This window comes from Domibacillus sp. PGB-M46 (genome assembly GCF_022668875.1).
GTDB lineage: Bacteria > Bacillota > Bacilli > Bacillales > Domibacillaceae > Domibacillus.
Genome location: NZ_JAKGCR010000031.1, coordinates 20,800 through 46,440 on the forward strand (window position 1 = coordinate 20,800; position 25,641 = coordinate 46,440).

Genomic DNA, 25,641 nt, shown 5'->3' on the forward strand with positions numbered 1-25,641 from the left:
ATTGATTAAGTAAATTAAAACCTTTTAAAAAACTAGTTACAACCCTCTATCTTTGTCTAGCTACTCTTCACCGTTCCATTCAGCAGACATTACATCCAGGTTTGGAAAACTCATAGTAGCGTCGTTTGTTTGAACAAAGGATAACAGTTTCACATCCTCGATTAAAAATCTCCAGGAGTTTATTTGGATAATGTTTAATAATTTAAATGCCACTTCGAAGTTTTGTTTTGCAAACAGCTCATAGTTTTTAAATACCAAAACGAACTCCGTTTCTTCCTCAACCATGTCTGATAAGCACTCTTTAAAAGCGTCTAAATTTTCTCCGTAATAACATGGCAAATCAAGAACAGCTGCCAAATCATGATGGTGGTTTTTTAACTTCCACTTGGAATAATCAAAAGTATATATTTCAAACCCTTGACGGGATACATCGCCTATATACTTATTTAAAATTTTATTACTCATGAAGAGCTTTACAGAGCCATTTAACATAAGGTTCTTCCATAATTCCCTCTCATACTCACCACCCAAAATTTGATTTTATTTAAATGAATTGTTTCTTAATCAACAGCACCGGTCAATAGAGCCTTTTCCCCAAAAAATGCTTTTTGACTATATTGCCAGTGAGAAGGGAACGGAAACGACCTATACTGTTAAGGCAAGACAAATCAAAAACCCATAAGGGAGTGACTGATCATGTCAAGCAGAGACCGCAACCGCCTATTGGCTCCAGGTGTCCAGCAGGCTAATGACCAGATGAAGTACGAAATCGCTTCGGAATTTGGTGTTCAGCTAGGTGCGGATACAACAGCGCGCGAAAACGGTTCTGTCGGCGGTGAAATCACGAAGCGCCTTGTACAAATGGCGAAACAGCAATTGTCTCGTCGTTAGAAAACATATAAAACTAAAAAGCAACAAAAAAAGACACTCCTTCGTTCTGAAGGGTGTCTTTTTTTATTTAAGGCTCTGTTAGAGATTGGTGTGAATGAACGTCTAGTTTTTGTATGCAAAATTTGAAAATATCCAATTTGGCCGTACTGTTGATTAAAAATGTAAATTTAGATTATTTTAAGAAAAGATTTTAACATTTGTTTAATTAGCTTTTTTATCATTAAGTTTCATTCCGTTTGTTGTTTACCAGTGTTAATTCTTTGTCTTTTGTTTTAACAGTGCTGATAAAAAGGCTAATGTTAGTCCCTGTCCCCAGCCCTGAACTCTCTTATACGGAACCTGTTTGTATCCTTCTGCATTATCCATTACAGCCGTCCCTGCGGAGACACTTGCTACGGATCCATCTTCTTTGATCTGGCTAAGAATTCCTTCAATCGACCTCTGGATATATTCATTATACAACTTCCCTCTAGACAACAAGGCAGCAGCAATTCCAGCAGATCCCGATGTCTCTTGATAGGAATCGGCATCCGTTAAAATCGTATGCCACAGTCCAGTTGTAGATTGCAAACGGACTAAAGCGCTCAACTGATCACGAAGAGAATCAGCAATAATCATATAAGATGGATGTTGTACTTTGATTAACTCCAATGCTCTTGCCATCGTGTAGGCTGCCCAGCTGTTTCCTCTGGCCCAAAAAATACCGGACATATGATTTTGAGCAACATGATCCCATCCGTGATAATATAAATTTGTTAATTCATCCTGTAGAAATTGTTCGTGTCCGTGATATTGTTTCAAGCCAAATTCAAAATAATCATTTCGATCTAACATATGGCCAATTCGTAAAAGAAAATATCCTGCCATAAACATAGTATCTGCCCATGCTTGCTCGGGAAATACATCCTTTCCTCCGTTAACGGTATGCTGTAAAATACCGTCTGCAAACCTGTCTGCATCATTTAATAAAAAATCTGCCATTTGAATGGCATAGTTCAGATAGTTTTCTTCTTCTGAAGCCTTATACAAAGTGAGAAGCGTGTGACCAATGGCACAAGCATTTACAGACAATAAAGGCAGACCGTCTTCCAGTTCCTTATCTATCCAATTCTTAAGAAAGTGTAAGTATTGCTCCTCTCTGGTGGCTTCAAATGCTTCAGCAATACCGAAAAAGGCTACCCCGGCGGGCCAGTCCCACCCGTAATCCATCTTCATGGTCCTTTCAACAACTTTATCTATTTTATCTCTTACTTCATTTTCATCAAAAATAAGCTTAGACATCTTCCACTCTCCTAAATGATAAAAATAAATAATTCGATGTATGACCCATAAATTTCACCCGGCCCCCTCCTTTCATATGCCATCATTGTAAAATATATCTTTTTTTCTTTATATAAGATTTTTTTCTATATAGATAAATTGAACAAAGAACACTGTTAAATGCACATTTTTCAACATTCGCAAGTGCTGCATGAGATCAATAACGTAAAAAACCGAGACATTATACAGGCCTCGGTTTTCTTAGGTTTACACTTAGAGAAAATTATTTTGCTGTGAATGAATACAGTTCAGTGTGAATTCGCTTCCTGTACTTCACATTTTCTATAGTAACGGTGTTAATGACAATTAGTTTGATTAAATCGCTTAATAAAGAAGCAAAAGAACTTAATTTAAAAATCTATATAGACACACCTAAGAAAATATAACAAAAAAGAACAGCTGCGAGCTTTCGTTGACTTACGACGAGGAAATAAATACTAAAAATAAGCGATCCTAAAATAGATCACTATAGATTAAACGCGTTTACAGAGAGTGAATAAACAGAGGGACTCCCTTATATAATGGTGGGACAAGTACTAATAACTTATCAAATTCTGTTTACTATATGAGTACGAAGGAGGGGTTTCATGCTTTTTATTTTATTCGGAACAGCTGGGGCTGCAACGATACTAGCAGCGATCGCGCTATCGAATTACGCGGATGAATTAAGTGAGAAAACATCACTTGGCGGGCTGCTTGTTGGAACAGTTCTGCTAGCAAGCGCTACTTCCCTTCCAGAAGTAACTACAAGCGTTTCCGCTGTTCTTCTCAAAAATCCGGATATTGCAGTGGGAAATATGCTCGGGTCAAACATGTTCAATCTTTTTATTATTGCGAGCTTTGATCTATGGTACCGAAAATTACGCTTATACCAATCTGTAAGCAGCGAGCATATATTCACAGCGGGACTTGGATTTTTTCTTTCGGTAATGGCGCTTCTCGCCCTGGTATGGCAGCCAGGCTATACGATTTACGGGGTTGGAGTAGATTCCTTATGTATTGCACTGATTTGTATCCTAGGTATGTCTCTCCTCAACAAAATAGCCTACACATCCGGACCTGAACAGGCTATATCCGCAAATGAACCATCTATATTGTCTGGTCACGCCTCTTTTTCACTAAGAAAAACGATAGCCGGTTTTTTGATTATGGCCTTGCTGATCACCGGGGCAGGAACCACACTTTCTTTTGTAGGCGATGAAATTGCAAGAGTTACTGGAATTGGATCAAGTTTTGTAGGCAGCTTTTTCTTAGCGGCTACAACTTCTATACCGGAAGCGATCGCTGTACTTGTAGCCCTCCGGTTAGGAAATGTCAATTTGGCCCTTGGCTCAATACTCGGCAGCAATATTTTTAATATGTTAATTCTAACAGGTTCTGATGCTTTTTATCGGAAGGGACCTATCCTTTCACACGTCTCCCCTATCCACCAGGTTTCCGCACTGTCTGTATCGGTTTTGTCTCTTGTTTTACTGATGGCACTTAAGCAGAAAAAAGAAGTTTCTTCTGTAAAATACCTTATCCCTTCATTGATGATTATCATCTGTTATTTATATTCTTCCTATAGAATTTTCCAGGGATAAAGGCAGGCGCTTCCGCTCCCTTCACCTTAATGGTTGTTTATTACATGCTTCATTAGAGAATATGTAAAAAACTATGTTTATGTGGTGCATTTGTATGAAAAAATTTGTGGAAGGAGTCAGTGCATTTTCCGGCTGGCTGTGGGGCATCCCCCTCATTACATTGCTTGCCATAACAGGTGTTTATTTAACCGTTCAATTAGGGTTCTTCCAGTTTCGATAACCGCTTTATATGATCAAGCAAACCTTTGGCAGTATATTTAAGGAACCAAAAGGAAATATTACACCACTGCAGGCATTAACCTCTGCTTTGTCTTCTGCCCCCGGTGCCGTATTTTGGATGTGGGTGATTGCGGTCATTGGCATGTCCATTAAATTTTCAGAAAGTGTATTAGCCGTTCATTATAGAGAGAAAAATGAGGCAGGCGAATATGTGGGCGGCCCTGTCTATTATATGACAAAAGGGCTAAAGTTAAAGTGGCTGGGAGCCTGGTTCGCCTTTGCTTTAATGATCGAGCTGATTCCAAGTATTATGGTCCAAGGAAATGCTGTATCTTCTGCTGTAAAAGAAACGTTTAATGGAAATGAGCTGCTGTCAGGACTTATTACAGCTGTTCTTGTTGGACTTGTTATCTTTGGCGGCTTAAAACGTATTGCAAAAGTAACGGAAATTATTGTGCCGTTTATGGCGCTTCTTTATGTAGGAGCAGGGCTGACCATTGTAGCAATGAATATCGGCAAGCTGCCAGAAGTCATTGATCTTATTTTCTCTTATGCATTTCAGCCCATGTCAGCAGTTGGCGGCTTTGCCGGTGCAGCCGTAGCAGAAACCGTCCGCTGGGGATTCGCCTGCGGCTTGTATTCAAATGAAGCAGGACTTGGAACAGTATCGATTGCTCATGCAGCTGCCACGACCGATCATCCGGTCCGACAAGGTTTTTGGGCTGTAATGGGGATTGTGATTGGATCTGCAGTGCTGAAAATTATGTGGAGTATCATTTTCAGCGGTGGTGCAGGTATGTCGGTTATAAAGCCTGCCATTACAGGTGTTGTTGTATGCATTTTAGGAATTTTCTTCTATAAAAGACGGTTGTCAATACGTAAATAACCGAGTACTTGCTAATCTGCTTTACTAAACTAAATACAACGTACGAATAAATTACTGTTGCATTCAACTGAAGGAGCCAGAATTATTTTATTCTGGCTCCTTTTTACTCTTTATCATTGTAAAATGTGTATTTGCTATCTGAAGCTTTGGATGATTATATTTATCCCCTTTTTCCATCAACTATGATTAGTTTAATTTAATTGTCTATGATATAGATGATACACGGTACTGCATGGGTATAATAGAAACAATAAATTAGGTAGGAGAAATCTATATGAAGATTAAAACTGTTGACACTTGGGATGATGAACTTTGGCAGGACGCGAGCCCCCTTTATATGGAGGCATTTGGAGATAAGGGGGCCAAGCCGGTTAAGATCGTCAAAAATATGTTTGCACAAGGAATTGCCGAGCTCCATGTGGCGTACAACGAGTCGGGAGCGGTTGTTATGGCTCTCACAGGGAAGCTCATATCTGATCGGGTGATGATCATCGACTATTTGGCTGTATCTGAAAAAAAGCGAGGCCATGGACTTGGCAAACACTTTGTTGATTACCTGCGGCACAAAGCGGATCATGAGGGGTATCAGAAGTTAATTATTGAGGCTGAGTCAGAGAAAACACTAGATAACAGAAGACGTATCCACTTTTGGCAGTCATGCGGCTTTCTTCTCACAGCGTATGTCCACCACTACATCTGGGTGCCGGAAACCTACCAAGCTATGTACCTTCCCCTCACTGCTGATTCGAGGAAGGTAACGGGAGAAGAATTGTTTCTGTTTATCAATACCTTTCACCGGCTGTCGTTTCGCGGCTTTGGAAAGGACGAAGATTAAGGGTTGCTTCTCCCGGCTAAATCGTTTTAACTAAGGGAGTTTAATAAGCTTATAAATAAAAAAGGGCGTTTAGTGCGAGGAAGGGATCTTCCAGCATCAAAAGGTCCTGTAAAAGAAAGTCTTATCCCCCTTATTAATGAAAATAATATAAAAGAATTCAGTGAACTGCACAAAAAGAAAATTTGGGAAGTCCGGCTCTCCCAGCGGCAATACTACAATAAAAAACCAAAGAAGCCGCGTATCAGTGCTTTTCTTCCCCCTTCTCTTCCGGAAGCAAAACTTATGCGCAAGGGTTTAGGAGACCGGTACTTTATTGTGCTCGGAACCGGGGACACCTTCAGTTACATGGAAGGGATATATACAAATAGATTGACACCTGACTATTCCATTGAAATGGGCAAGCGCAACACGAGGCCCGGGTATGCGGTGTTCAATCTGCCGGCGGTCAATTCCCTTACTTATCAAGTGATAGACCTGCTTTATCAGCAGGTTCCTGCAGCTAATCTATATATGGAGCGGCTAAAGGACCAATAATAGGTCATTCATATGAAAGATGCCCGATTAAATGTACCGCCAAGGGCATTTGCCAGCGGAAAATCATTGATCATAAAACCTGCTTTAATCGCTTGCTGAAACAGGCTTTGTGATTGCTATTGTAAAATAGAATGCAAAAATAATTTTCTAAATAAAAAAAGCGGAGAAAATAAACAGATTATTCTAAAGAAGGGTTGTATTTTAATTTTTCAGAATATAGAATAATGAAATAGTTCTTGTTTACATCAGGAGGTTTCATCAATGATTACATTTTTATCATCTATTGTTCTACTTTTATGCGGGTATCTTTTTTATGCAAAATTCGTTGAGCGTGTGTTTGTAATTAATGATGCACAGCAAACGCCGGCTTTTGAAAAAACGGACGGCCTTGATTATGTTCCAATGGCATGGTGGAAAGGCTGGTTTATTCAGCTGTTAAATATCGCCGGACTCGGACCCATTTTCGGTGCAGTATCAGGTGCATTATATGGCCCGGTCGCTTTTATCTGGATCGTAGCCGGCTGTATTTTTGCAGGGGCGGTGCATGATTACTTTTCAGGTATGCTGTCATTACGCCATGGTGGTGCCCAATTTCCGGCTTTAGTAGCAAAGTATTTAGGCAATGCTGTAAAATCAGCGGTCAACGTCATCTCTCTTATTTTAATGATTTTAGTAGCGGCTGCTTTTACAGCAGGACCGGCACAGCTGCTGACACAATTAACGCCGCTTAGTTTTATGACCGCTCTTATTCTTGTTTTTACGTACTTTTTATTAGCAGCTGTGCTGCCGGTTAATCAAATCATCGGAAAGATTTATCCGGTTTTTGGTATTATTTTAGTTGTCATGGCTGTGGCGATTGGTGTAGCGCTTTTATTTGGCGGCAAACCCATTCCTGAACTCACTCTTGCAAACCTTCATCCAGCGGAGCTTCCTGTGTGGCCGCTGATTATGGTGACCATCTCATGCGGTGCCATTTCTGGATTCCATTCTACACAAAGTCCAATTGTTTCACGGACATTGAAAAAGGAATCGGAAGGGCGCAAAGTGTTTTACGGAGCAATGATTGGAGAAGGTGTGATTGCCCTAATTTGGGCGGCGGCCGGCATGACATTCTTTGGCGGTACAGCGGGCCTGCAAGAAGCATTAGCGGCCGGTGGTCCCGCCGGGGTTGTAAATGAAATTTCTGTTTCATTGCTTGGCACATTTGGCGGCATTCTAGCGATTCTTGGGGTTATTATTCTGCCAATTACAACAGGCGACACGGCACTTCGTTCCTCCCGGATGATTTTATCTGACTGGCTTTCTGGTTTTGTCAATATGGACCGGAAGGGAATGGTGCTAATTATGACAATAGTGGTTAGCGTGCCTACTTTTTACCTGTCAACAATTGACTATTCGTTCTTATGGCGGTATGTCGGTTGGAGCAACCAAGTTGTGGCGGCCGTGATGCTTTGGACGGCGGTTTCATATTTGCTGAAAGAAGGGAAAAACCACTGGATTGCCGGAGTACCCGCTGTGTTTATGACCGGGGTTGTCTGCACGTATATTTTTTACGCGCCAGAAGGATTTGGTTTGGCATATGGGGTTTCAATGGCTATCGGTTTTACGCTTGCTGCGGTTGTAATTGCTTTGTACGTAAGACAGATTTTGCGATATAAACGAATGGAATCAGATTTGCACATTTCAGCTTCATAAACGGGAAAGCATTCTGCAGATGCAGAGTGCTTTTTTGTTATTTTTTATTAACAGCCTTTAATGAATGGGAACTGACCCCCATTTTTGATCCCTGTCTCAAAAATGGGAGTCAGTCCCCGTTTGTAATCATGATTCTCTTTCTTACTGACTCAATTACTATTCGGCGGCAGGTCGAAACTTTTAAGTTATGACCACCTATTCATTGACTACATGTAGTCAAAACATGAATTCTTCACAAAAAAAGCTTTAACCTATTCTTCTGAGGGCACTGTAGGTCCTTTTAAATCCAATTGATAAAAAGCAAGATCCAGCCATTTATCAAATTTAAATCCAGCTTTTTTAATTACACCAGAAAATTCAAATCCCATTCTCTCATGCATTTTTATACTGCCTTCATTTGTTGCATCAATTCCAGCAACAAGTGTTGCATATTCTCTTTCATTAGCCATTTTTATTAATTCTTGCATTAATTTTTTTGCAATGCCCTGACTCCTATAATCCTTATGAACATAGACAGAATGTTCTATTGTGTATTTATAGGCTGGCCAAGCTCTAAAAGGACCAAATGTAGCAAATCCAACTGCTTTGCCATCTTGTTCGCATACTAATACTGGATAACCTTCCTCTACCTTTTGCTTGTACCAAATTTGTCTGCTTTCAAGAGTCTGAGGTTTATAAGTATATACAGCCGTGGTATGAAGAATTGCATCATTATATACCTCTAAAATATCCCTTAAATCTTTTTCCGTTGCTTCCCTTATCATTTCTTTCTTCCTCTCGCACTAAATTTGATTTTCTATATTTATTTTAGATCTCTCTGTACATAACGTAAAATTGAAATTATTTCTATTCCTCTGGAAGGAAGCAACCTGATTCAAGTAGGGTTGGTGAACAATGTGTTTTTACCAGAAGAGATTCTAGTATATATTGATTTTTTGAAAATAGCTTTGGAAAAATCTATTCCGAAGAATGTATAGAGTCAGCATAGCAGGCTCTTCCTTCTATCTTTAGTCCATAAGATTGAATTGTGCCACTCGCTTTGCCTTGCTCCATCTTTTTTAGAATTGGCATCGAGCCTGTTCTAAAAAAAGAGCACTCGCCCGTCATGTGTTTTCTCTTCTTTTCTCAATTACAGCCAAAGACATAGTCCCCCCGACAAAAAATATTATAACAATTATTTCCACATTCTCCGCAACATACTTTGCATTCAGAACTTATCAGAACAGCAAAAAAGCTTCGAGGAAAAACCTCGAAGTGTCATAAGAAATGTAGATGCATATATTATCACGACCTGACAGAATCCAGTGAGCTGCACGAAAGGAAGATTTGGGAAGCCCGGCTTTCCCAGCGGCAATACTACACTACAATAAAAAACCAAAGAAGCCGTGTATCAGTACTTTTCTTCCCCCTTTTCTTCCGGAAGCAAAACTTATGCGCAAAGGTTTAGGAGAGCGGTACTTTATTGTGCTGGGAACTGCTGATACCTTCAGCTATATTGGAAGGCATCTATACACGCAAGTTAACAACGGACTATTCCATTGAAATGGGCAAGCGCAGCACGAAGCTGGATCTGCCGGCTGTATTCCCTCACCTACAAGTGATGGATCTGCTTTATCGGCAGGTTCCAATGGCCAGCCTATATATGGAACGGCTAAAGAATTGATGGATCATTCATATGAGAGACGCCTGATTGAATGGTGTTTCGGTTGAGTTAGCCTTCTTCATTAAACGTTCAACTAAACAGGCCATGTGCGGGATGTTCCAGAATATGAGGCACTTCGCATTGAATAGGAGGAGGAATTGCTGTCTGTTTCTGTCCGTCGATCCTAATGACTGGCTGCGGAACAAAGGAGAACAGGCAGGAAAGAGTATGCAGGACATTTCTACGAAGATTCTTGAAGATGTATATCAGTAAGAAAGAAATTGAAGCAGGAATACAACCAGCCAAAAGTGTGACTTTAAAAAAAAGGAGTTGATCTATCTCTTCAAATCGACTCCTTTTTTCTATATTTTTAATATTGAATAGAATTAATTATCTCGAGTCCAGATTTATATGGCGGTTATAACAAATCCAATTGTTTTGTTAGTTTTTGCTGCCGGTTGTTTACATGTAAACCCATGGATATAGGGATTAATTTTATATCCTCTATTCTTTCCATATAACATGAACTTAACTGTCATTAATAATATATTATAAGGCTATACATGACAGCTTAATGATTAAAATCAAATAAGTATAAAAGCCATTTTTCTGTTGTAGAGCTTTGCTTTTTCTCTGGTAAGAACGTGCAAAATAGGGCTTAAAACATTTCTAACCCTATGATCTGGTTTGCAGGGCATCAGACCAGCTACTTTTTCTAACACCTGTATTCCTCCAGATGTCGATCAACCAGCAGCCTTATACGGTGCTGTGTTTGTAAACATATGATCCGGTTTCACTCCACAATCTTTTAATATTGTTTAGGGTTGATACATTTTCTTGATATAATCCCATTCATTTTGGATGCCCTCATGCAAGGTGATTTTCGGGTTATATCCCAGCTTTTCACGCGCCCGGGATATATCAGCCCATGTATGGAGCGGATCACCAGGCTGCCTGGACTGGTAATCGATTTTTATTTTCTTTCCTGTGACAGCTTCGATCACAGTAAGGACTTGATTCACGGAAGATCTTGCCGCGCCGCCGATATTGAACACATTTCCATGCTCCGGGTGGTTCATTGCCAGAATATTTGCTTCAACGGCATCACTCACATACGTGAAATCCCGGGTTTGCTGGCCGTCGCCAAAGAGGGGGATAGATTCGTCTCTTAGAACGGCTTTCAGGAATTTGTGAAAGGCCATGTCAGGACGCTGCCTTGGACCATATACGGTAAAGTATCTTAAAGAAGTTGCCGGCAGCCCAAAACTCAAGTGATACATACGAAGTAAATGCTCACCGGCCAATTTACTTGTACCATATGGAGAAATTGGCATTGCAGGTTTGTCTTCAGAGGTTCTGCCGTCCGTTATACCGTAAATAGAAGAAGTCGAGGCGTACACGAATTTCTTGAGAGGCAGCTCCTTGCATGCTTCCAAGAGCCTCTGAGTCATTAGGATATTCAGTTCCACGTATTGCCGAAAGTTAGTTCCCCAGCTATTCCTGACGCCTGCGATCGCTGCCTGGTGGAAGATGACTTCGATCCCCTCAAGGAGTTTTTTTAAATCAAGCTCGAGGAGATTGCCGTTGACTAACTTGAAGTTAGGATGCTGTAAAAGTTCTTTTACGTTATATTGCTTAAAGCGTTCCCATTCTTTGAACAGGAACATATCAACACCCACCACGTCGTGTCCTTCAGCCAACAGCCGTTCACATAGGTGAGAGCCTATGAAACCAGCTGCACCAGTAACGAGTACTTTCATGTTTAATTTCCCCTCCCTAATGCTAGATAGGTTATGCCGGCTGCCTTCATTATGTTTGGATCGTAAAGATTCCGCCCATCTAACAGGATTGGGTTTTTCATAAAATCCTTTGCCTTATTCCAATCAATGTCGGTGAAAGTATCCCATGCTGTACATAAGATTGCTGCATCAGTTCTGGTCAATGTCTCTTCGATTGTTTGGCAGACTTTTACTTTACTGTCATGAGGCCATGGAGTTTGCAGGTTTGATTGAATGGTAGGATCAAGGATACGGATCTCTTTACATGCAGGCAGAAGTTTGTTCACGATTTTAATGGCAGGTGATTCTCTTTGGTCATCCGTTTCGGGCTTAAAAGTGAGGCCGAGTATGGAGATTGTCCAGGGTTTCTTTTTTAGAGCAGCAGCCAATTTCGCCAGGTACACATCAGGCATTGCTTCATTAACGGACTCTATTTCTTTCAAAATATGAGTTTTAACGCCTATCAGGTCCGCTGTAGAAATCAACGCTTTTACATCCTTGGGAAAACAAGAGCCGCCATAGCCAATTCCCGATTTAAGAAATTCTGCGCCTATCCGTGAATCTAGTCCGACTCCGTAAGCAACTTGAAGAATATCGGCCCCTGTCTTGTCTGCGATTTGGGCTACTTCATTGATAAAGGAAATTTTGGCTGCAAGGTAAGCATTCGAGGCGTACTTAATTAATTCAGCTGTTTCCCAATCGCATATAACGTATTTGCTGTTAAGCTGGTGATACAGTTTTTTTATAATGGTAATGGCACCCTGGCTGTTTCCGCCAATGACGATCCTGTCAGGATTAAGAGAATCATAGACGGCATGACCTTCCCGCAGGAACTCCGGATTGGAGATTACATCAAATAGGGTGTGGTCAGAGATTTTTTTCCCTAGATAATCCGATAACCAGCGATTTGTGCCACTGGGGACCGTACTTTTGGTGACAATGACCTTGTAATCATTAATGGAAGCAGCAATTGCATCAGCTACTGAACGGAGATATTTTAAATCGGCAGTACCATCTTCACGGGAAGGAGTCCCGACAGCAATAAACAAGATGTCACTTGCCTGAATCGCTTCCTCTATCTGATCGGTAAATTTTAACGTGCCCTTGATGTTTTTATCATTCAGCATTTTGTCCAGACCAGGCTCTATAAATGGGAGAATCCCGGCCGATAACTTTTTTACCTTTGCGGAATCCACATCCGCACCGATTACGTGATGGCCTAAAGCAGCCAATACTGCGGCTGTCGTGGTTCCAACGTACCCGGAACCAATCACAGTAACTTTCATGATCCATTTCATCCCTTCAAAGTCCTCCGTCTTATGAGGACGAATTTGTCCCTTGCTCACTGCTTTCAAAAAGTTTTGTATAGAGAAGTGCGATATCAGAGGTGACCCGGTCAAAGTTATATATCTTTTTGACGTCTTTCCGGCCCGCTTTCCCCATTGCGGTAGCCTTCTGTGGATCATTAAGGATGTCAATCGAAGCGGCTGCGAAGGCCACTGGATTTTTATAATCATCTATCACAATCCCATTTTTTCCATTACGAACTACCTCATGATTGCCGCCCCGGCGGGTTGTAATGACAGGCAATCCTGCCGCCATTGCCTCATAATGCACTCTTGCAAGCGGCTCCTTCCATTGCGATGGACAGATGAAAAGGTCTGCGGCTGCGAAATACTTTGGAATTTCCTCTACAGGTACATAGGAAGCGAATACGATACTGTGTTCATGTTCTGCTGCTAGCTGCTTCAGTCCCTCTATATATTTGCTGGTGGATCCATCTGCATACCACTTACTTCCAACTATCAGCAATTTTGCATGTTTAACGTTTTTCAGAATCTCGTTCATTGCAGCTAAAATAAGGTGGCATCCTTTGTCTGGAACAAGGCGGCCTACAAAGAGAATAACAGGATCCTTTGAATCGAGATTATACAATGAGCGAATTTCATTTCGCCATTTTCGTCCTCTCTTTGACCAAATGGGTGAGTAATCATCCAAATCTACGCCAGTGTAAAGGGGCTGGATTTTAGTGGCAGCTTCCGGGAACTTTTCGGCGGTATCTTCAGCGATGAACCTGCTGACTGTAAAGATCCAATCTGCTTCCCTGAATGCCGCTTCGGCAAGAAGGCTTTCTACTTTTAATGTGTCATACACAAGGTTATGGAGTGACAGGATGATTTTCGACCGGGGGGAGGCCTCTCGAATCAATGGAATATAGCCTGGCCTGTTGTAAACCTGGATTACATCAAATTGAACTTGCTTTACCCTTTCACAAACTTGCTGGAAAAACTGGTCCTTATCATAACGTTCGAAGTAAACACCATTTGTACATTCTGTATCGGGGAGGGAAGGATCAGTGATGGAAAAAACCGTCACCTCATATGTTTTGGCAAGCAATGGTGCAATTTTGCTGATTAATAATTGGATGGCTCCGCCCTTCACAGGAGGGGCGGGGCCTCTATCTGAACATATTAAAGCAATTTTCATCAAGAGTTACCCCCGTTGACATCAGGGTTGTTTGATCCGTTTCCGGGATTTTCTGACGGGTATTGCACCCCTTGACTTTGCCCTTTTCCATACTTTTCTTCTAATTTAGCAATCTTCTCCTCATCCCATCCATAAAGCTTTAGTGTGGACTCGATAATTTCAGGATGGTAGATTCTAACCCTAAGGCTGCTGCGATTATCCTCATGGAGCCAATATTCAGCTAAAGGCTCTTCCAGACAATAGCCACGATAATAGGCAGCCAGCCGAAGCCACATATCCCAATCCTGGGAATACCAATATTTTTCGATAAAAAGCCCCGTCTTTTCAAAGCAGCTCTTGTGAACCAGCAAAGTGGAGGTTCTGATCGTAAATTTGCGGCTAAACAAAAAATATTGTAAATGCTCTTTATTCTCACAAGTATTCGGTTTCCGTAGTTTCGTGTATTCCCCTTGATCATTCACATTGTAATACCAGGTATATAAAAATTTGCAGTCAGGGTTCTTTTCGATAAATTCCATTTGTTTCTCGAGCTTCTCAGGCAGGAATCTGTCATCCGAATCACAAAAAGCGATGTATTCACCTTTCGCAAGGCGGATACCGGTATTCCTGGCAGCTGAAGGGCCTTGATTTTTCTGCTTTATATAGCGGATCCGATCCTTATATTGCTCTAATAGCTCTTCCGTATCATCTGTTGAACCATCGTCGACAACGATGATTTCATAATCCTTGTATGTTTGAGCAAGGACACTCTCGACTGCATGCACGGTAAACTTTCCCCGATTATAAGTGGGAATAACGACACTTATCTTGGGCAAAACTCATCACCTCTTAGGTAAACTTATTTTGACAGCAGCAAGCTGTATATTCTTTCTAAATTTTCAATTTGTCTATCTATGTTAAAGAACTGTTCAACAGTTTCTCTGCCGTGTGTACCGAACCTTTCCCAATCCTCGGGGTGCTGAACAAGATGCAGCAAGCGCTCAGCCAATGCGACGGGATCACGTTCCGGGACGAGAAATCCCGATTTTCCATCCTCTACAAGCTCTGGTATGCCTGCATGCTTTGTTGAAAGCACAGGCAAACCACATGCCATGGCTTCTTTTAAAACATTTGGAATTCCCTCTTGATTTCCGATGTTGTCAGTCGTACTGGCGAGGGCGAATAAATGGGCTTTTTCCATTTCTTCTACTACAGCCTGATGGGAAACTTCCCCGAGGAACTTGACGATTCCATCCAAGTGCAGCCGTTCTACCTGTTTTTCAAGCGTTGGTCTTAACTTCCCATCCCCGGCAATACGCAGCCTGATGCCTGGGTAATGCTGATGAACCGAATGAACAGCTTCAATTAGATATTCCATTCCTTTCTTTTCAACAAGCCTCCCGACCGTCAAGACCGTAATAATTCCATTTTCTGGTTCTGTGCGCTTTTTATATGAAAACTTACTTACATTGATTCCGCTTCGATGGACGAATATTTTATCCGGAGAACATCCGTATTTGATAAGGATTTCTTTCATGTTCTCTGAAGTAGCCGTGAATGCATCTCCATGTTCAAATAAATGCTGCAGCCGATCGCCATATCTTCGCATGGACTTTACATTTGTCGGCAGGTCAAAACCATGAAAAGAAGTCAACATCGGGATCCCGAGTTCTTTTTTGACTTCAAGCAAATCAGCTCCAGTTACGCCAAACCTTGCGTGAATCAAGCTGATTTTTTGGGTGCGGAGTATGTCTATCAGATCATCATTATCCTTGTATTGGTGGATGGTCTCAAAAGGAAAATGCTCAAGGTTCATGATCTTCTTGCAACAAACGATAGGGGAAACCGACTTGACATTTACCAATTCAGAGTAAATGAATGTTTCACTGATCGGAAGGTACCGTCCTCTGAGAACTGCCACGCGTAATATGGCTTTTCACCACCTCTGTTGGAGCTGTAAATTAGCAGCCGGAAGCGACACAACCTGTTCTTCCATGCTGCAATTACTATATCTTATGAAAGTCTTGTCTGATGCGTTCATGGGTGTATAGATAGTATTCTCTGATTTTTTTCTGGGAAGAGGGGCTGCAGATTGAAAGGTTAGAAGCAAGATTAGGATTATCATGGAATGTCTTTATTTTTCGCCATTTCAAGTAAAAGCCAAGTACTAAAGGATATGCGGAACATATATAATGGAATATCTTAGACGGCAGTAAAGGAAGGGGGAGCAGAATTGATTCATTATATTGTCGGGAAAAACCTGGGTCATTTAAATCCCTGTGTGGCCAATATTTCAAAGTTCAAGGAAATAAGCAATGAAGATGTGAAAATTTTTGCTTTTTCACATACACACGAATGGTTGAAGTCGAATCTCACTCATACAGAAATACATGATTCCGTACGTTTTAGAAAAGGGGCAGACCAGCTTCTTAATGCCGACTTACTTATTCATGATTGGAGAGATGAAGTGAAGGAGACGAAAAATCAGCGGAAAGGTCAGGGACCCATCATAGGCGGAATTTATCATAGTGATATGAGTGTATCGGATGGGGATACAGATCGGACGAAAAAGTTTAAGGAACAAATCCGTGCGGTTTCCCAAAGATCAACAGATATCTTTTTTCACATTAATCTTACACAGCCAAAGGAAATTCCGGAATTGACTACTTTATATGTGCCAATCCCCATTATAGCCCGGGATATCACCCTGCACCCGGAACAGGTGAAATTGCGACTGGGAATTCCGGCAGATGAACCATTCATCCTCGTTCAAATGGGAGGAGGGGTTGGAAAATTCCGATACCGCTACATGGATGAATGGTATGAAAAAATCAATCAGTTGAAAGCAACGTATCGGATTGTTGTTGCAGGTCAGCTCGGGGGTGCGGACTTTCTATTCAATTCAAAAATAGTCCAGGCGCCGCTATTCGAAAACGGGCGCGAATTAGTGAATGCAGCTGACCTCGTGATAAGCAAACCTGGAATGGGCATCTTAATGGATTGCATCTCTACAGGAACTCCTTTGCTGGCATTGCCTGCAGATACAAAGGAACGAGAAGTCAAAAATATGATGCTGAAGGAGCTTACGGGGGATGATTCTTGCGTCGCGGAGCATGACATGCCCTTGCCGGAACTGGAGGCAAGAATAAAACAAATGATCAGCCAAAAACAGTATTACGAAGCGGCCTTCAGCAAAGTACCTCATCATGGGGCAGACATTGTAGCTCAATCGATGAAAATGCTGTCTGGGAAATCTCTGGTGGATTTACCTGACATATATGAACAAATATTGAAACTGACGCCTTTTCAAGTAAAGTAGATCTATCCAAGCTGTTTTTACGTCCAATGGATTAGATCGGTGAAGGATGTAATAAAAATATAATGGGGGCAGGCGGCTTCCTGCTCTCACAGAGGAAAGTCCCAACTACCATCGGCGCTGAAGGGCTTAACAGGTGTGACCTCTTTGCTATTGCCACCAGACTATAGGGAACAAAATTGCTCCTTCAAAACTGGATAATCTCTGTGAAGTAACGGCATACCGTACTGCATATATTTTAATTAATTCCTCGATCCCAGCTCGCGTACCGCTTTAATGGGCGAACAGCCCAACCCTTGGGATCCACGCAGCCCCAGGATGCATTAAGCCGATATCGAGGTGCCAAACCTCCCCGTCGATCTGAACTCCTAAGGGAAATTATAGAGTGTAATGTAAAAAGCTTTTGCTCTTAAGAGCAAAAGCAAAGACTGCCTGCCGGCAAAGACGCAGACATTTTTCGTTTAAAAATGCCGCCAAGCCTAGAAGTTTTTAAATGTTAGAATCCTAAATGCAGGACTGTTAAAAGCCGCTCAAGCCTTTCCCTCGTTGTGTTTTACTGGGCAAAAAGATCCGCCTGGATTGGGAATATAAAGTTTTATACCATTGCAATATCGTCCCTATTCTCCTTTATGACAGGAATCTTTTTGCCCGATTCTACAAATTGCTCATGTATCTGATTCCTGCTCATATAGTTCATATACCGATTTGTCTCCAAGGATGCAGCGAACTGCACCTCTAATCGTATCCCCTTTTATGGCTGCCCCCTGCCCTAAAATGCTATCACGAATGGATTGACGAGTATGAACAGTTGCACCCGCCAGCAAAATACTGTTTTCGATACGGCACTCTTTCACCACACAGCCATTTTGCAAAGATACGTTTGGCCCTATCACTGCATTTTCCAGTATACAGTCATCTCCAATGTGTACGTTCCCAAGAAACACACATCTTTCCACACTTGTATTTCGTCCAATGCTAACTTCTCCCTGTCCCTGTCCCTGTTCAGCCATCATCCATGTGTTCGCCTCTAGCCAGCGGCTGTGCGTCCCAACGTCAAAAATGGGTAAAAGTGTTTCACGATACGTCACCGGATAATCATGGTCGATCAGCCACTGAATAGCATCTGTAATCTCGTATTCACCACGTCCTGATGGTTGAATAGCATTGATTGCATCGAAAATAGCAGGCTGAAATACATAAGCACCCATCACGGCCAGATCACTTTTTGGTACGGCAGGTTTTTCTTCCAGTTTTAAAATACGGCTCTGTTTCTTGTCGACTAACGCAACACCAAATTCCTGCGGGTTCGGTACCCGCTTTAAAAGAAGAGACGACTTTCCGTCCGCTGCTGACTGAACTAATGCACGCAGCGGGCCGGTTAAAAGGTTGTCACCGAGAAGCAATGCGAATGTCTCTTCTCCAATAAAATCTTGTACAGAACGAAGCGCATGTGCAATACCCAGTTGCTTTCTTTGAACCAGCAACTCAATTTTCTGGCCTTTATAGGCAGCGTTTATATGATCGGCAATTGCCTGCTGAGAGGGATTGATGACCAACCCAATCTCTTGTATGCCGGCCGCCCGAAACTTTTCAATCGCGTGATCGATAAGCGGGCGGTTCATTATCGGCAATAGCGGCTTTGGCAATGAAAAAGTAAATGGCTGCATCCGCGTACCATTCCCAGCGCATAGAAGTATTCCTTTCATTTAATGCCCCTTCCCCTCACAATGTAATCATAAATTTCTACCATGACCACTGTTCAACGCCGCTTCCAGAAACAATGTTTCATGGCACTTTCAGCGAGCGAAAACAAGGATGTCCCTAAACAGCCAGCTGTGAGAATTTGTCTCTATCCCGTCATTAAAAGCTACCTACCGAAAACAAATCTGCTTTTATATAAGCAATAGAAGATGCTTAATTACGGAGGCTAAGAACTATATAACACCCTCCCTCCTAATTTCCCAAACCAATCTGTGTAGCATTTCTTTCAGGCATCAGGACTTAAGAGGGCTGGCTGGAAGCTCTTCATACATCCTATTCTCTGCGTAAATGTTGCGTGTTTTTTTTCTCAATTTCTTTCCCGCTTTCGAAATAGGCATCGGACCGATTCTAAAGAGAACTGGCGCTCATCCATCATATGTTTTTCCTTCTTCTCTAAATTGTAGCAGCCAGGCTTATACGCAAAAGTTTAGGGCTCTGGTACTTTATTGTGCCGGGAACTGACGATACATTCAGCTACATGGAAAGCATCTATATACATAGGTTAACCTCCAGTGAAATGCACAAGCGCAGCACAAAGCCTGAATAAGCGGTGCTCCATTTGCCGGCAGTCTATCCCCTCGCTTATCAAACGATGGATGGTTCATTCACATGAAAGATGCAAGGTAAAATGGTGTTTCTGTTGAGTTAGCTGACTTTATTAAACGCTCGGCTAAACAAGGACTTATGAGGTATGTATCTGAATATGATGTCCTGAAACCATATCTATTTTTGTATATATAGCTATAATCGCATTTACAGATATAAACATTGTCTGCGCTGCCGTATACCATACAAAGCGGTTTATCAGGCGAAGTATTACACGTAGTTGAGCCCTTAAACAATATGTCTTGTTCCTTTAGAAGGTCAACTTTATGCTTAAAAAATATGTATTGGCTTTGTTTTTAACACCCACATCAGCTCTCCAATAAAATTATCCTCATTGAATATGATGATTATGAATACGATATGAGAGTATGGATGAAGCAGAAAGTATAAATGGATTCGAGAATACACCCATATTAGGTTTTACCGTCCCTTTAATGAGGGAATCCGTACAAACAGATGCAGAAAATTAAGAATCGATTAAATGAGGGAAATATGATGAAAAAAGTAATCTTATGGACGGGAGCAATTCTGCTTCTTACTGCCGGCTGCAGCTACGATAAAAAAAGTTATAGTATAAGAACACTAAACAATATGACATACGTGAAGAAAACAGAGATTAAGAATGATGTGATTTTGGTTTTTAGGCAGCCTAATGGTGTAAGACGAGAGCTTTACTGGGACGACTATAAAGATTCTTTTCTTGTGGAAGATAAAAAATACGATATCGACTTTATGGCTGGCGACAAGAAAAGTCCTGATCGGATTGTACATATTGAATTATCCGATGCCACGAAAGAGGAAAATCCAAATGATTAAGCTTATGTTCCTCTTATTCGTTGCTGCAACAGTGTTTCAGATCTACCGTTTTATGGAACATTAAAAACAGCGACTATTTACGGTCTCTAAAGGTGGAAAGCATTGCAAGAATATAAGGAATATAACGCGCTCAGAGTTGAATCGGAAGAAGAACTGCTGTCAGTTTCCCTTTCAGTGAATATGGAGAATTGACTGCAAAGTAAAAGGGAACAGACAGGTAAGAATATTTAAAATATTGCCGCGGGATTAAAGCATTAAGATATTAGAAGAGTCTTCGGCCAGGAATAATTCCATAGTAATAAAAGTGTACTTTTGCTTAAGTTTATCTATGCTAGCTTCGGTAGAGTGTAGATATTGGATCGTAGACTATATGAATCGGTTTCCTTTAAAAAATTCACCAATTCACTCAAATTCGATAACATAAATCTGCCCGGATGAATGAATTCATCCGGGCAGATTTATGCAGCCTGTTTTATAATGGTGAAATTTTAATTTTAAACTAGTTATTCCTTGCTGCCATTTTCATGTCCGCAACCGCAATCTGCATACAACAATGTTACCTTTTCTTCTTCAAAATGTTCCATAGTTTCTAGACAAGTTTGACAAACGATAGTACCCATTGTGTATTCCTCCCAGCTTTTTTGAAAGCGTTTTTTATTTGAATTTATCATAATACAAATCAGAGGATGAATCAAGTGGCTGGGACAAAAAATTCCCGGTTTATTTATTTCACATCTGTTTTCTACAAACGGGACATCCTTTCTCTTTTTAAATAGATAGGAAGGGTCCCTTTAAAAAACTTTGTATTATCAAGGTTTTCTCAAGCACGAAACCGCTCCCTGGTCTGATTTCCTTGGAATCTACTCAGCTAATCAAAACAAAACCTCATGTTAGAGACTTTAAACTTTTTGTATAAATTAAGAAGTATCAAAAAATATATTTGGTTTTTAATTTACAGGGACAAAAAATGACCCTCCATTATATTGTTTGTCCTATTAAACAGAAATTTAAATGATTTGTCTTTATTAACCCTTAGGGTTTTAAATCTTTACCGAAAGGAGCATCAAGTAATGAGTATAATTTTAAAGAAAGTACAGCGATGCCCAGATCAATGACTTCTGTTCCTAAAACACAAGTGCTTTTTCCATTTTAAAAACACCCTTCCCTGCCAAAGGGATAGAAACGCCTTTAATGATGGAACCTATTTTCTTTGTAAACACAAAATACCGATCTCATTCCTAAGGAATCAACCGGTTTTGAGTGTTATCCGCTATTGCACAGATTTAAATTTCTTCATTGTCATACAGCTTCTATACTTCATAGATAATCATGCACTTATAAAGCATAGATAAAGAAAGCCGCGAGAATGTCTCACGGCGTTTTCTTTTCTATTATTCGCCCGTTTTCGCGAAGCGTTCGATGCGCTCACCGATTTCATCGCGAACACGCTGGAAGAATGCCCACTTTTCTTCTTCTGTTCCTTCCGCTTTTGCAGGATCATCAAATCCCCAGTGAACACGTTTAATGTGAGGCGGTGTTACCGGGCAGTTGTCCGCCGCATGCCCGCATAATGTAACGATTAATTCCGCATTGTTTAGAATTTCAGGATCAATCACATCTGATGTTTGGTTTGAAATATCAATCCCTGCTTCCTTCATGGCTTTTACTGCATTTGGGTTCAATCCATGGGCTTCTAATCCGGCACTTTTTACTTCCCACCCATCATCTAAATGTTTTTTCGCCCATCCTTCTGCCATCTGGCTGCGGCAAGAGTTGCCTGTGCATAGGAAGTAGATTGTTTTTTTAGACATAATTATATTCTCCTTTTACATTCGATTAGTTAGATTAATGAATCAATAATAACCATACATATAAGCCAACCAGCGTGATAAACAAGGTTGGAATGGTTAAGATGATGCCTGTTTTAAAATAAGTACCCCATGAAATTTTTACGCCTTTCAAACTAAGGACGTGAAGCCACAATAGTGTAGCAAGTGATCCAATTGGCGTAATCTTTGGACCTAAGTCTGAGCCAACAACATTCGCATAAATTAAGGCTTCCCTGATCATTGGGGATGTAGCCGTATCAGAGATCGCCAATGCATTAATCATGACAGTTGGCATGTTATTCATGATTGACGATAGAATAGCAGCGATAAAGCCCATACCGATTGTGGCAGCGAATAGACCCTGTTCTGCCGTTGCTTGAATGGCATCTGCCAGAACCGATGTTAAACCGGCATTGCGCAGTCCGTAAACGACTACATACATGCCAATCGAGAAAAAGACAATTGCCCACGGTGCGCCTTTAATAACGTTTTTCGTGTGAACAGCCGGGCTTTTTCGTGCCATCGTCAAAAAGAATACGGCGACGATGCTGGCAATAATGGATACAGGAACGTCCAGAAACTCGCTGGCGAAATATCCAATCAGCAGGATGCCCAGCACAAGCCAGGACAAGCGAAACATCTTATGATCTTTGATCGCTTCAGTCGGTTCTTTTAACATGGACATGTCATACTGTTTCGGGATGTTTTTGCGGAAATAAAGATACAACACCGTGATGCTGGCTATTAATGAAAATAAGTTCGGTACAACCATCCGGGATGCATACTCCGCAAATCCAATGTTAAAGTAGTCGGCTGAAACGATATTTACAAGGTTACTGACCACTAATGGCAATGCCGTTGTATCGGCAATAAATCCACTAGCGATAATAAAAGGAAACACCATCTTTTCCTCAAATTTCAGGTTTCGGACCATTGCCAGTACAATCGGCGTTAAGATAAGTGCCGCCCCATCATTTGCAAAGAAAGCCGCAACCAGAGCGCCCAGTATGGATACATATACAAACATTCTGACGCCGTTTCCTTTGGCCATGCGGGCCATATGTAGAGCCGACCATTCAAAGAAACCAATTTCATCGAGGATGAGAGAAATAACAATGATTGCAATAAACGCCAATGTGGCATTCCAAACAATCGATGTTACATCGATGACGTCTCCAAAGTCTACCACCCCTGCCAGTAAAGCAACTACTGCACCTACACAGGCTGACCAGCCAATGGATAACCCTTTCGGCTGCCAGATAACAAAGATGAGCGTCACGAGAAAAATAATGGATGCTGCAATAATAGAAAACAAACCTCTTACTCCTTTCTAGTCACAGGAAATACGCAATCCCTGCGCTTCCAGTTCAGCTAATCGTTCTCTTTGGTCTGGAAGATGCTTTAATAAATCTTCGACCAAAAAAGCACAGTCATGGTTCCGGTTAAAAGAGTAGAAAATCCACTGTTTTTTCCGGCTTTCCTTTACCAGTCCAATGTCCTTTAGCTTGCGTAAATGCTGGCTGATAGCTGGCTGGCTCATGTTAAAAAGTTCAACAAACTCACATACACAGAAATCCTGCAATTGAAGCATTTTCATCATGGTCAGGCGCGTCTTATCACCAAGCAGCTTCATGATTTGGGATACTTCCTGCACATCTAACCTTGTATCAGCATTCACGTATGATCTCCCCCATTCCGGCATCAGTATATAATAATATGCTTATATAAGTAAATGCTTTTATTAAAAAAATTTGTTTAATTGGTTGCAAAACGCTTTGTCCTCTGAGACTATTCGTGGATCTGGCAAAGATGCCAAACAGATCGTTCGCCATCTACAGCAACAGCTGAAGGATGAGCGAAGTCAAAGCTGATATGCTGTCATGCATCAAGTTAAAAATTATTTAAAAACTTATTCAACAGGTTCTGTCAACTAAACCTGAGTGAAAGGGACCACATATTTTGAGAGGGCTTAATTCTCCAACCCTGAAATAAGAAGAAGTAATTTAAATACAAAAACACCGCCTGAATTTTATTCAAGCGATGTTTTTCTATATAAAAGGCGGTGCTTGCTGCAGTACCCGCCCTTTTTCTTGAGGGATAGCGCTTATTTTATTGGGTTATTTCGAGCGAAACATAGTATCTGTCGTGTATTAGAAAGCCAATTTTTATAATAGATGAATATTAATTAATAGTAAGCTGCTCATCCCTCATAAAAGTCCCGTCTGTTCTTATACTCACTGTCACCTTTTTACAGATCTTCTTTTTCTAATGATTTATTGGCCGGTGCAAACCAGCCAAGCAGAGCAATACCAACTAATACTCCATAGAAGACCAGAGTCCAAGCGGTACTGTGTGGAAAATCATGGTCTAAGACACCAATATCCTCATGGGCAAGAGTAATGACAGCAAGCTTAACACCGACCCAGGCAACAATTGCATAGGCGGTTGTTTCCAATGCTGGACGTTGATCAAGAAGCCGCACAAACCAGGTTGCTGCATACTTAATCAAGATGAGGCCAGCAATCCCTCCAAGAAGAACAACAATAAACTTACCTCCATCCATCCCGCCGAATTCACCGAGCGGCGAATCCGGAAGTCCAAGGGCTAGAGCAACTGCAGCTAGAATCGAGTCAATGGCAAAAGCGAGATCGGCTAAACCAATCTTCCCAACAGTAGGCCAGAAACCTTTCCCTGCGGCTTCCTCTTTAACTTCCTCGCGAATATTCTCGTTTTTCTTCCCGAACCGGGCCTGAATGACATGCTTTAAGCCTAAGTAAAGAAGATAAGCTGCTCCTATCGCTTGTACCTGCCAGACGTTTGCGATAAAGGAAATGGCAAAAAGTGCAGCAAATCGGAAAAAGAAAGCCATGATAATTCCGTAACTTATAGCCTTTTTTTTCTGATCTTCAGGCAAATGCTTAGCTATAACTGCTAATACAAGGGCATTATCAGCCGATAACAATCCTTCCAATCCAATTAGGATTAACAATGCCCAAGCATACTCCAGCCAGATTGACTCCATTTATCTCTCCCCTTTCTAAAACACCATTTGTTATGTAAAAGTTTTGATAACAATAGTATTACCCTTTCATTCCACAGTTAATCCTCCAGCAGTGTTGCATGCTCTGACACTTTGGTCCACTGCATTGCCAGTTTATATTTTAAAGAAAATAACCTCTGCCTAAACATTATAACAGGCCGTACACGCAGGTCTCCGAAATCACAAATATAAATCACGATAAAATCACGACACGTCCTAGAATTGATCATGTAAATAAAATCTTAAAAGAAGGATTACACAGCTTCCTGAATATATTTAACTTTCCAATCTTAAAACAAGAAGCAGCAAACCAATCCCTATACAAAACACAAAAAAAGGACAGCTTCCGCTGTCCTCTCTGCTTGCCTGGCGGCGTCCTGCTCTCACAGGGGGAAACCCCCAACTACCATCGGCGCTGAAGAGC

At 41.2% G+C, this 25,641-nt stretch carries 23 protein-coding genes, 1 rRNA gene, 1 pseudogene and 1 other annotated feature; of the genes and pseudogenes, 9 read left to right on the forward strand and 16 right to left on the reverse strand.

Annotated features, from left to right (window positions below; translation table 11 throughout):
* Window positions 1-60 precede the first annotated feature (60 nt).
* Window positions 61-492 carry a barstar family protein gene (locus L2D08_RS21440; protein WP_242237107.1) on the reverse strand — a complete coding sequence of 144 codons (432 nt, stop codon included), beginning with the start codon at window positions 490-492 and terminating at the stop codon, window positions 61-63.
* Between the two features lie 204 nt (window positions 493-696).
* On the opposite strand from L2D08_RS21440, the gene L2D08_RS21445 reads away from it, so the two are divergent.
* Complete coding sequence (locus L2D08_RS21445; RefSeq protein ID WP_242237108.1) at window positions 697-891, forward strand: alpha/beta-type small acid-soluble spore protein; 195 nt, start codon at window positions 697-699, stop codon at window positions 889-891.
* A gap of 252 nt (window positions 892-1,143) precedes the next feature.
* On the opposite strand, the gene L2D08_RS21450 is transcribed toward L2D08_RS21445, so the two are convergent.
* On the reverse strand, window positions 1,144-2,172 hold the full coding sequence (locus L2D08_RS21450) for a glycoside hydrolase family 88/105 protein (RefSeq protein ID WP_242237110.1): 1,029 nt from the start codon (window positions 2,170-2,172) through the stop codon (window positions 1,144-1,146).
* Between the two features lie 626 nt (window positions 2,173-2,798).
* Between L2D08_RS21450 and L2D08_RS21455 the strand changes: the two genes are divergently transcribed.
* From L2D08_RS21455 to L2D08_RS21475, 5 genes and pseudogenes are all read left to right on the forward strand, one after another.
* A complete protein-coding gene (locus tag L2D08_RS21455) occupies window positions 2,799-3,794 on the forward strand; it encodes a sodium:calcium antiporter (RefSeq protein ID WP_242237113.1) in 996 nt (331 codons plus the stop codon).
* A gap of 94 nt (window positions 3,795-3,888) precedes the next feature.
* Window positions 3,889-4,899: pseudogene (locus tag L2D08_RS21460) on the forward strand (alanine/glycine:cation symporter family protein).
* A gap of 274 nt (window positions 4,900-5,173) precedes the next feature.
* Window positions 5,174-5,734 (forward strand): GNAT family N-acetyltransferase, encoded by a 561-nt coding sequence (locus tag L2D08_RS21465; RefSeq protein ID WP_242237115.1) that lies wholly within the window; start codon window positions 5,174-5,176, stop codon window positions 5,732-5,734.
* Window positions 5,735-5,806: 72 nt separating this feature from the next.
* Window positions 5,807-6,268 carry a hypothetical protein gene (locus L2D08_RS21470; protein ID WP_242237118.1) on the forward strand — a complete coding sequence of 154 codons (462 nt, stop codon included), beginning with the start codon at window positions 5,807-5,809 and terminating at the stop codon, window positions 6,266-6,268.
* A gap of 261 nt (window positions 6,269-6,529) precedes the next feature.
* Window positions 6,530-7,963, forward strand: a complete 1,434-nt coding sequence (locus tag L2D08_RS21475) for a carbon starvation CstA family protein (protein WP_242237121.1) — start codon at window positions 6,530-6,532, stop codon at window positions 7,961-7,963.
* 251 nt (window positions 7,964-8,214) lie between these two features.
* Here L2D08_RS21475 and L2D08_RS21480 read toward each other — a convergent pair whose 3' ends face one another.
* Complete coding sequence (locus tag L2D08_RS21480; protein WP_242237123.1) at window positions 8,215-8,727, reverse strand: GNAT family N-acetyltransferase; 513 nt, start codon at window positions 8,725-8,727, stop codon at window positions 8,215-8,217.
* Window positions 8,728-9,425: 698 nt separating this feature from the next.
* Between L2D08_RS21480 and L2D08_RS21485 the strand changes: the two genes are divergently transcribed.
* Entirely contained in the window at window positions 9,426-9,626 is a 201-nt protein-coding gene (locus tag L2D08_RS21485) for a hypothetical protein (protein WP_242237125.1), read from the forward strand.
* 563 nt (window positions 9,627-10,189) lie between these two features.
* Here the strand turns inward: L2D08_RS21485 and L2D08_RS21490 are convergent.
* The 6 genes from L2D08_RS21490 to L2D08_RS21515 form a co-directional block, all read right to left on the reverse strand.
* Complete coding sequence (locus L2D08_RS21490; protein ID WP_242237128.1) at window positions 10,190-10,327, reverse strand: hypothetical protein; 138 nt, start codon at window positions 10,325-10,327, stop codon at window positions 10,190-10,192.
* A 96-nt stretch (window positions 10,328-10,423) separates the two neighbouring features.
* Complete coding sequence (locus L2D08_RS21495; RefSeq protein ID WP_242237131.1) at window positions 10,424-11,365, reverse strand: NAD-dependent epimerase/dehydratase family protein; 942 nt, start codon at window positions 11,363-11,365, stop codon at window positions 10,424-10,426.
* Between the two features lie 2 nt (window positions 11,366-11,367).
* Window positions 11,368-12,681, reverse strand: a complete 1,314-nt coding sequence (locus L2D08_RS21500) for a UDP-glucose dehydrogenase family protein (protein ID WP_242237134.1) — start codon at window positions 12,679-12,681, stop codon at window positions 11,368-11,370.
* A gap of 19 nt (window positions 12,682-12,700) precedes the next feature.
* Window positions 12,701-13,870, reverse strand: coding sequence for a glycosyltransferase family 4 protein (locus L2D08_RS21505; protein ID WP_242237136.1), 1,170 nt, complete (start codon window positions 13,868-13,870; stop codon window positions 12,701-12,703).
* Window positions 13,870-14,685 carry a glycosyltransferase family 2 protein gene (locus tag L2D08_RS21510; RefSeq protein WP_255822076.1) on the reverse strand — a complete coding sequence of 272 codons (816 nt, stop codon included), beginning with the start codon at window positions 14,683-14,685 and terminating at the stop codon, window positions 13,870-13,872. Before L2D08_RS21510 ends, L2D08_RS21505 begins: the two co-directional genes overlap by 1 nt.
* A 23-nt stretch (window positions 14,686-14,708) precedes the next feature.
* Window positions 14,709-15,665 carry a glycosyltransferase gene (locus L2D08_RS21515; RefSeq protein WP_242237142.1) on the reverse strand — a complete coding sequence of 319 codons (957 nt, stop codon included), beginning with the start codon at window positions 15,663-15,665 and terminating at the stop codon, window positions 14,709-14,711.
* A 417-nt stretch (window positions 15,666-16,082) separates the two neighbouring features.
* Between L2D08_RS21515 and L2D08_RS21520 the strand changes: the two genes are divergently transcribed.
* Complete coding sequence (locus tag L2D08_RS21520) at window positions 16,083-17,168, forward strand: glycosyltransferase (RefSeq protein ID WP_242237145.1); 1,086 nt, start codon at window positions 16,083-16,085, stop codon at window positions 17,166-17,168.
* A 67-nt stretch (window positions 17,169-17,235) separates the two neighbouring features.
* Here L2D08_RS21520 and rrf read toward each other — a convergent pair.
* Window positions 17,236-17,329: ribosomal RNA gene (rrf, locus tag L2D08_RS24720) — 5S ribosomal RNA — on the reverse strand.
* Window positions 17,330-17,410: 81 nt separating this feature from the next.
* Window positions 17,411-17,557 (reverse strand) — a sequence feature (23S ribosomal RNA rRNA prediction is too short).
* A gap of 273 nt (window positions 17,558-17,830) precedes the next feature.
* On the reverse strand, window positions 17,831-18,871 hold the full coding sequence (locus L2D08_RS21525; protein ID WP_242237148.1) for a sugar phosphate nucleotidyltransferase: 1,041 nt from the start codon (window positions 18,869-18,871) through the stop codon (window positions 17,831-17,833).
* A gap of 1,156 nt (window positions 18,872-20,027) precedes the next feature.
* Between L2D08_RS21525 and L2D08_RS21530 the strand changes: the two genes are divergently transcribed.
* Complete coding sequence (locus tag L2D08_RS21530) at window positions 20,028-20,348, forward strand: hypothetical protein (RefSeq protein ID WP_242237149.1); 321 nt, start codon at window positions 20,028-20,030, stop codon at window positions 20,346-20,348.
* Between the two features lie 503 nt (window positions 20,349-20,851).
* On the opposite strand, the gene L2D08_RS21535 is transcribed toward L2D08_RS21530, so the two are convergent.
* From L2D08_RS21535 to L2D08_RS21555, 5 genes are all read right to left on the reverse strand, one after another.
* Complete coding sequence (locus tag L2D08_RS21535) at window positions 20,852-20,968, reverse strand: GapA-binding peptide SR1P (protein WP_242237150.1); 117 nt, start codon at window positions 20,966-20,968, stop codon at window positions 20,852-20,854.
* Window positions 20,969-21,739: 771 nt separating this feature from the next.
* Complete coding sequence (gene arsC / locus L2D08_RS21540; RefSeq protein ID WP_242237153.1) at window positions 21,740-22,159, reverse strand: arsenate reductase (thioredoxin); 420 nt, start codon at window positions 22,157-22,159, stop codon at window positions 21,740-21,742.
* A gap of 34 nt (window positions 22,160-22,193) precedes the next feature.
* Window positions 22,194-23,492, reverse strand: coding sequence for an arsenic transporter (locus L2D08_RS21545; protein ID WP_255822077.1), 1,299 nt, complete (start codon window positions 23,490-23,492; stop codon window positions 22,194-22,196).
* Between the two features lie 15 nt (window positions 23,493-23,507).
* Window positions 23,508-23,810 carry an ArsR/SmtB family transcription factor gene (locus L2D08_RS21550; RefSeq protein ID WP_255822079.1) on the reverse strand — a complete coding sequence of 101 codons (303 nt, stop codon included), beginning with the start codon at window positions 23,808-23,810 and terminating at the stop codon, window positions 23,508-23,510.
* Between the two features lie 615 nt (window positions 23,811-24,425).
* On the reverse strand, window positions 24,426-25,199 hold the full coding sequence (locus L2D08_RS21555; RefSeq protein WP_242237159.1) for a TerC family protein: 774 nt from the start codon (window positions 25,197-25,199) through the stop codon (window positions 24,426-24,428).
* Window positions 25,200-25,641: the final 442 nt, after the last annotated feature.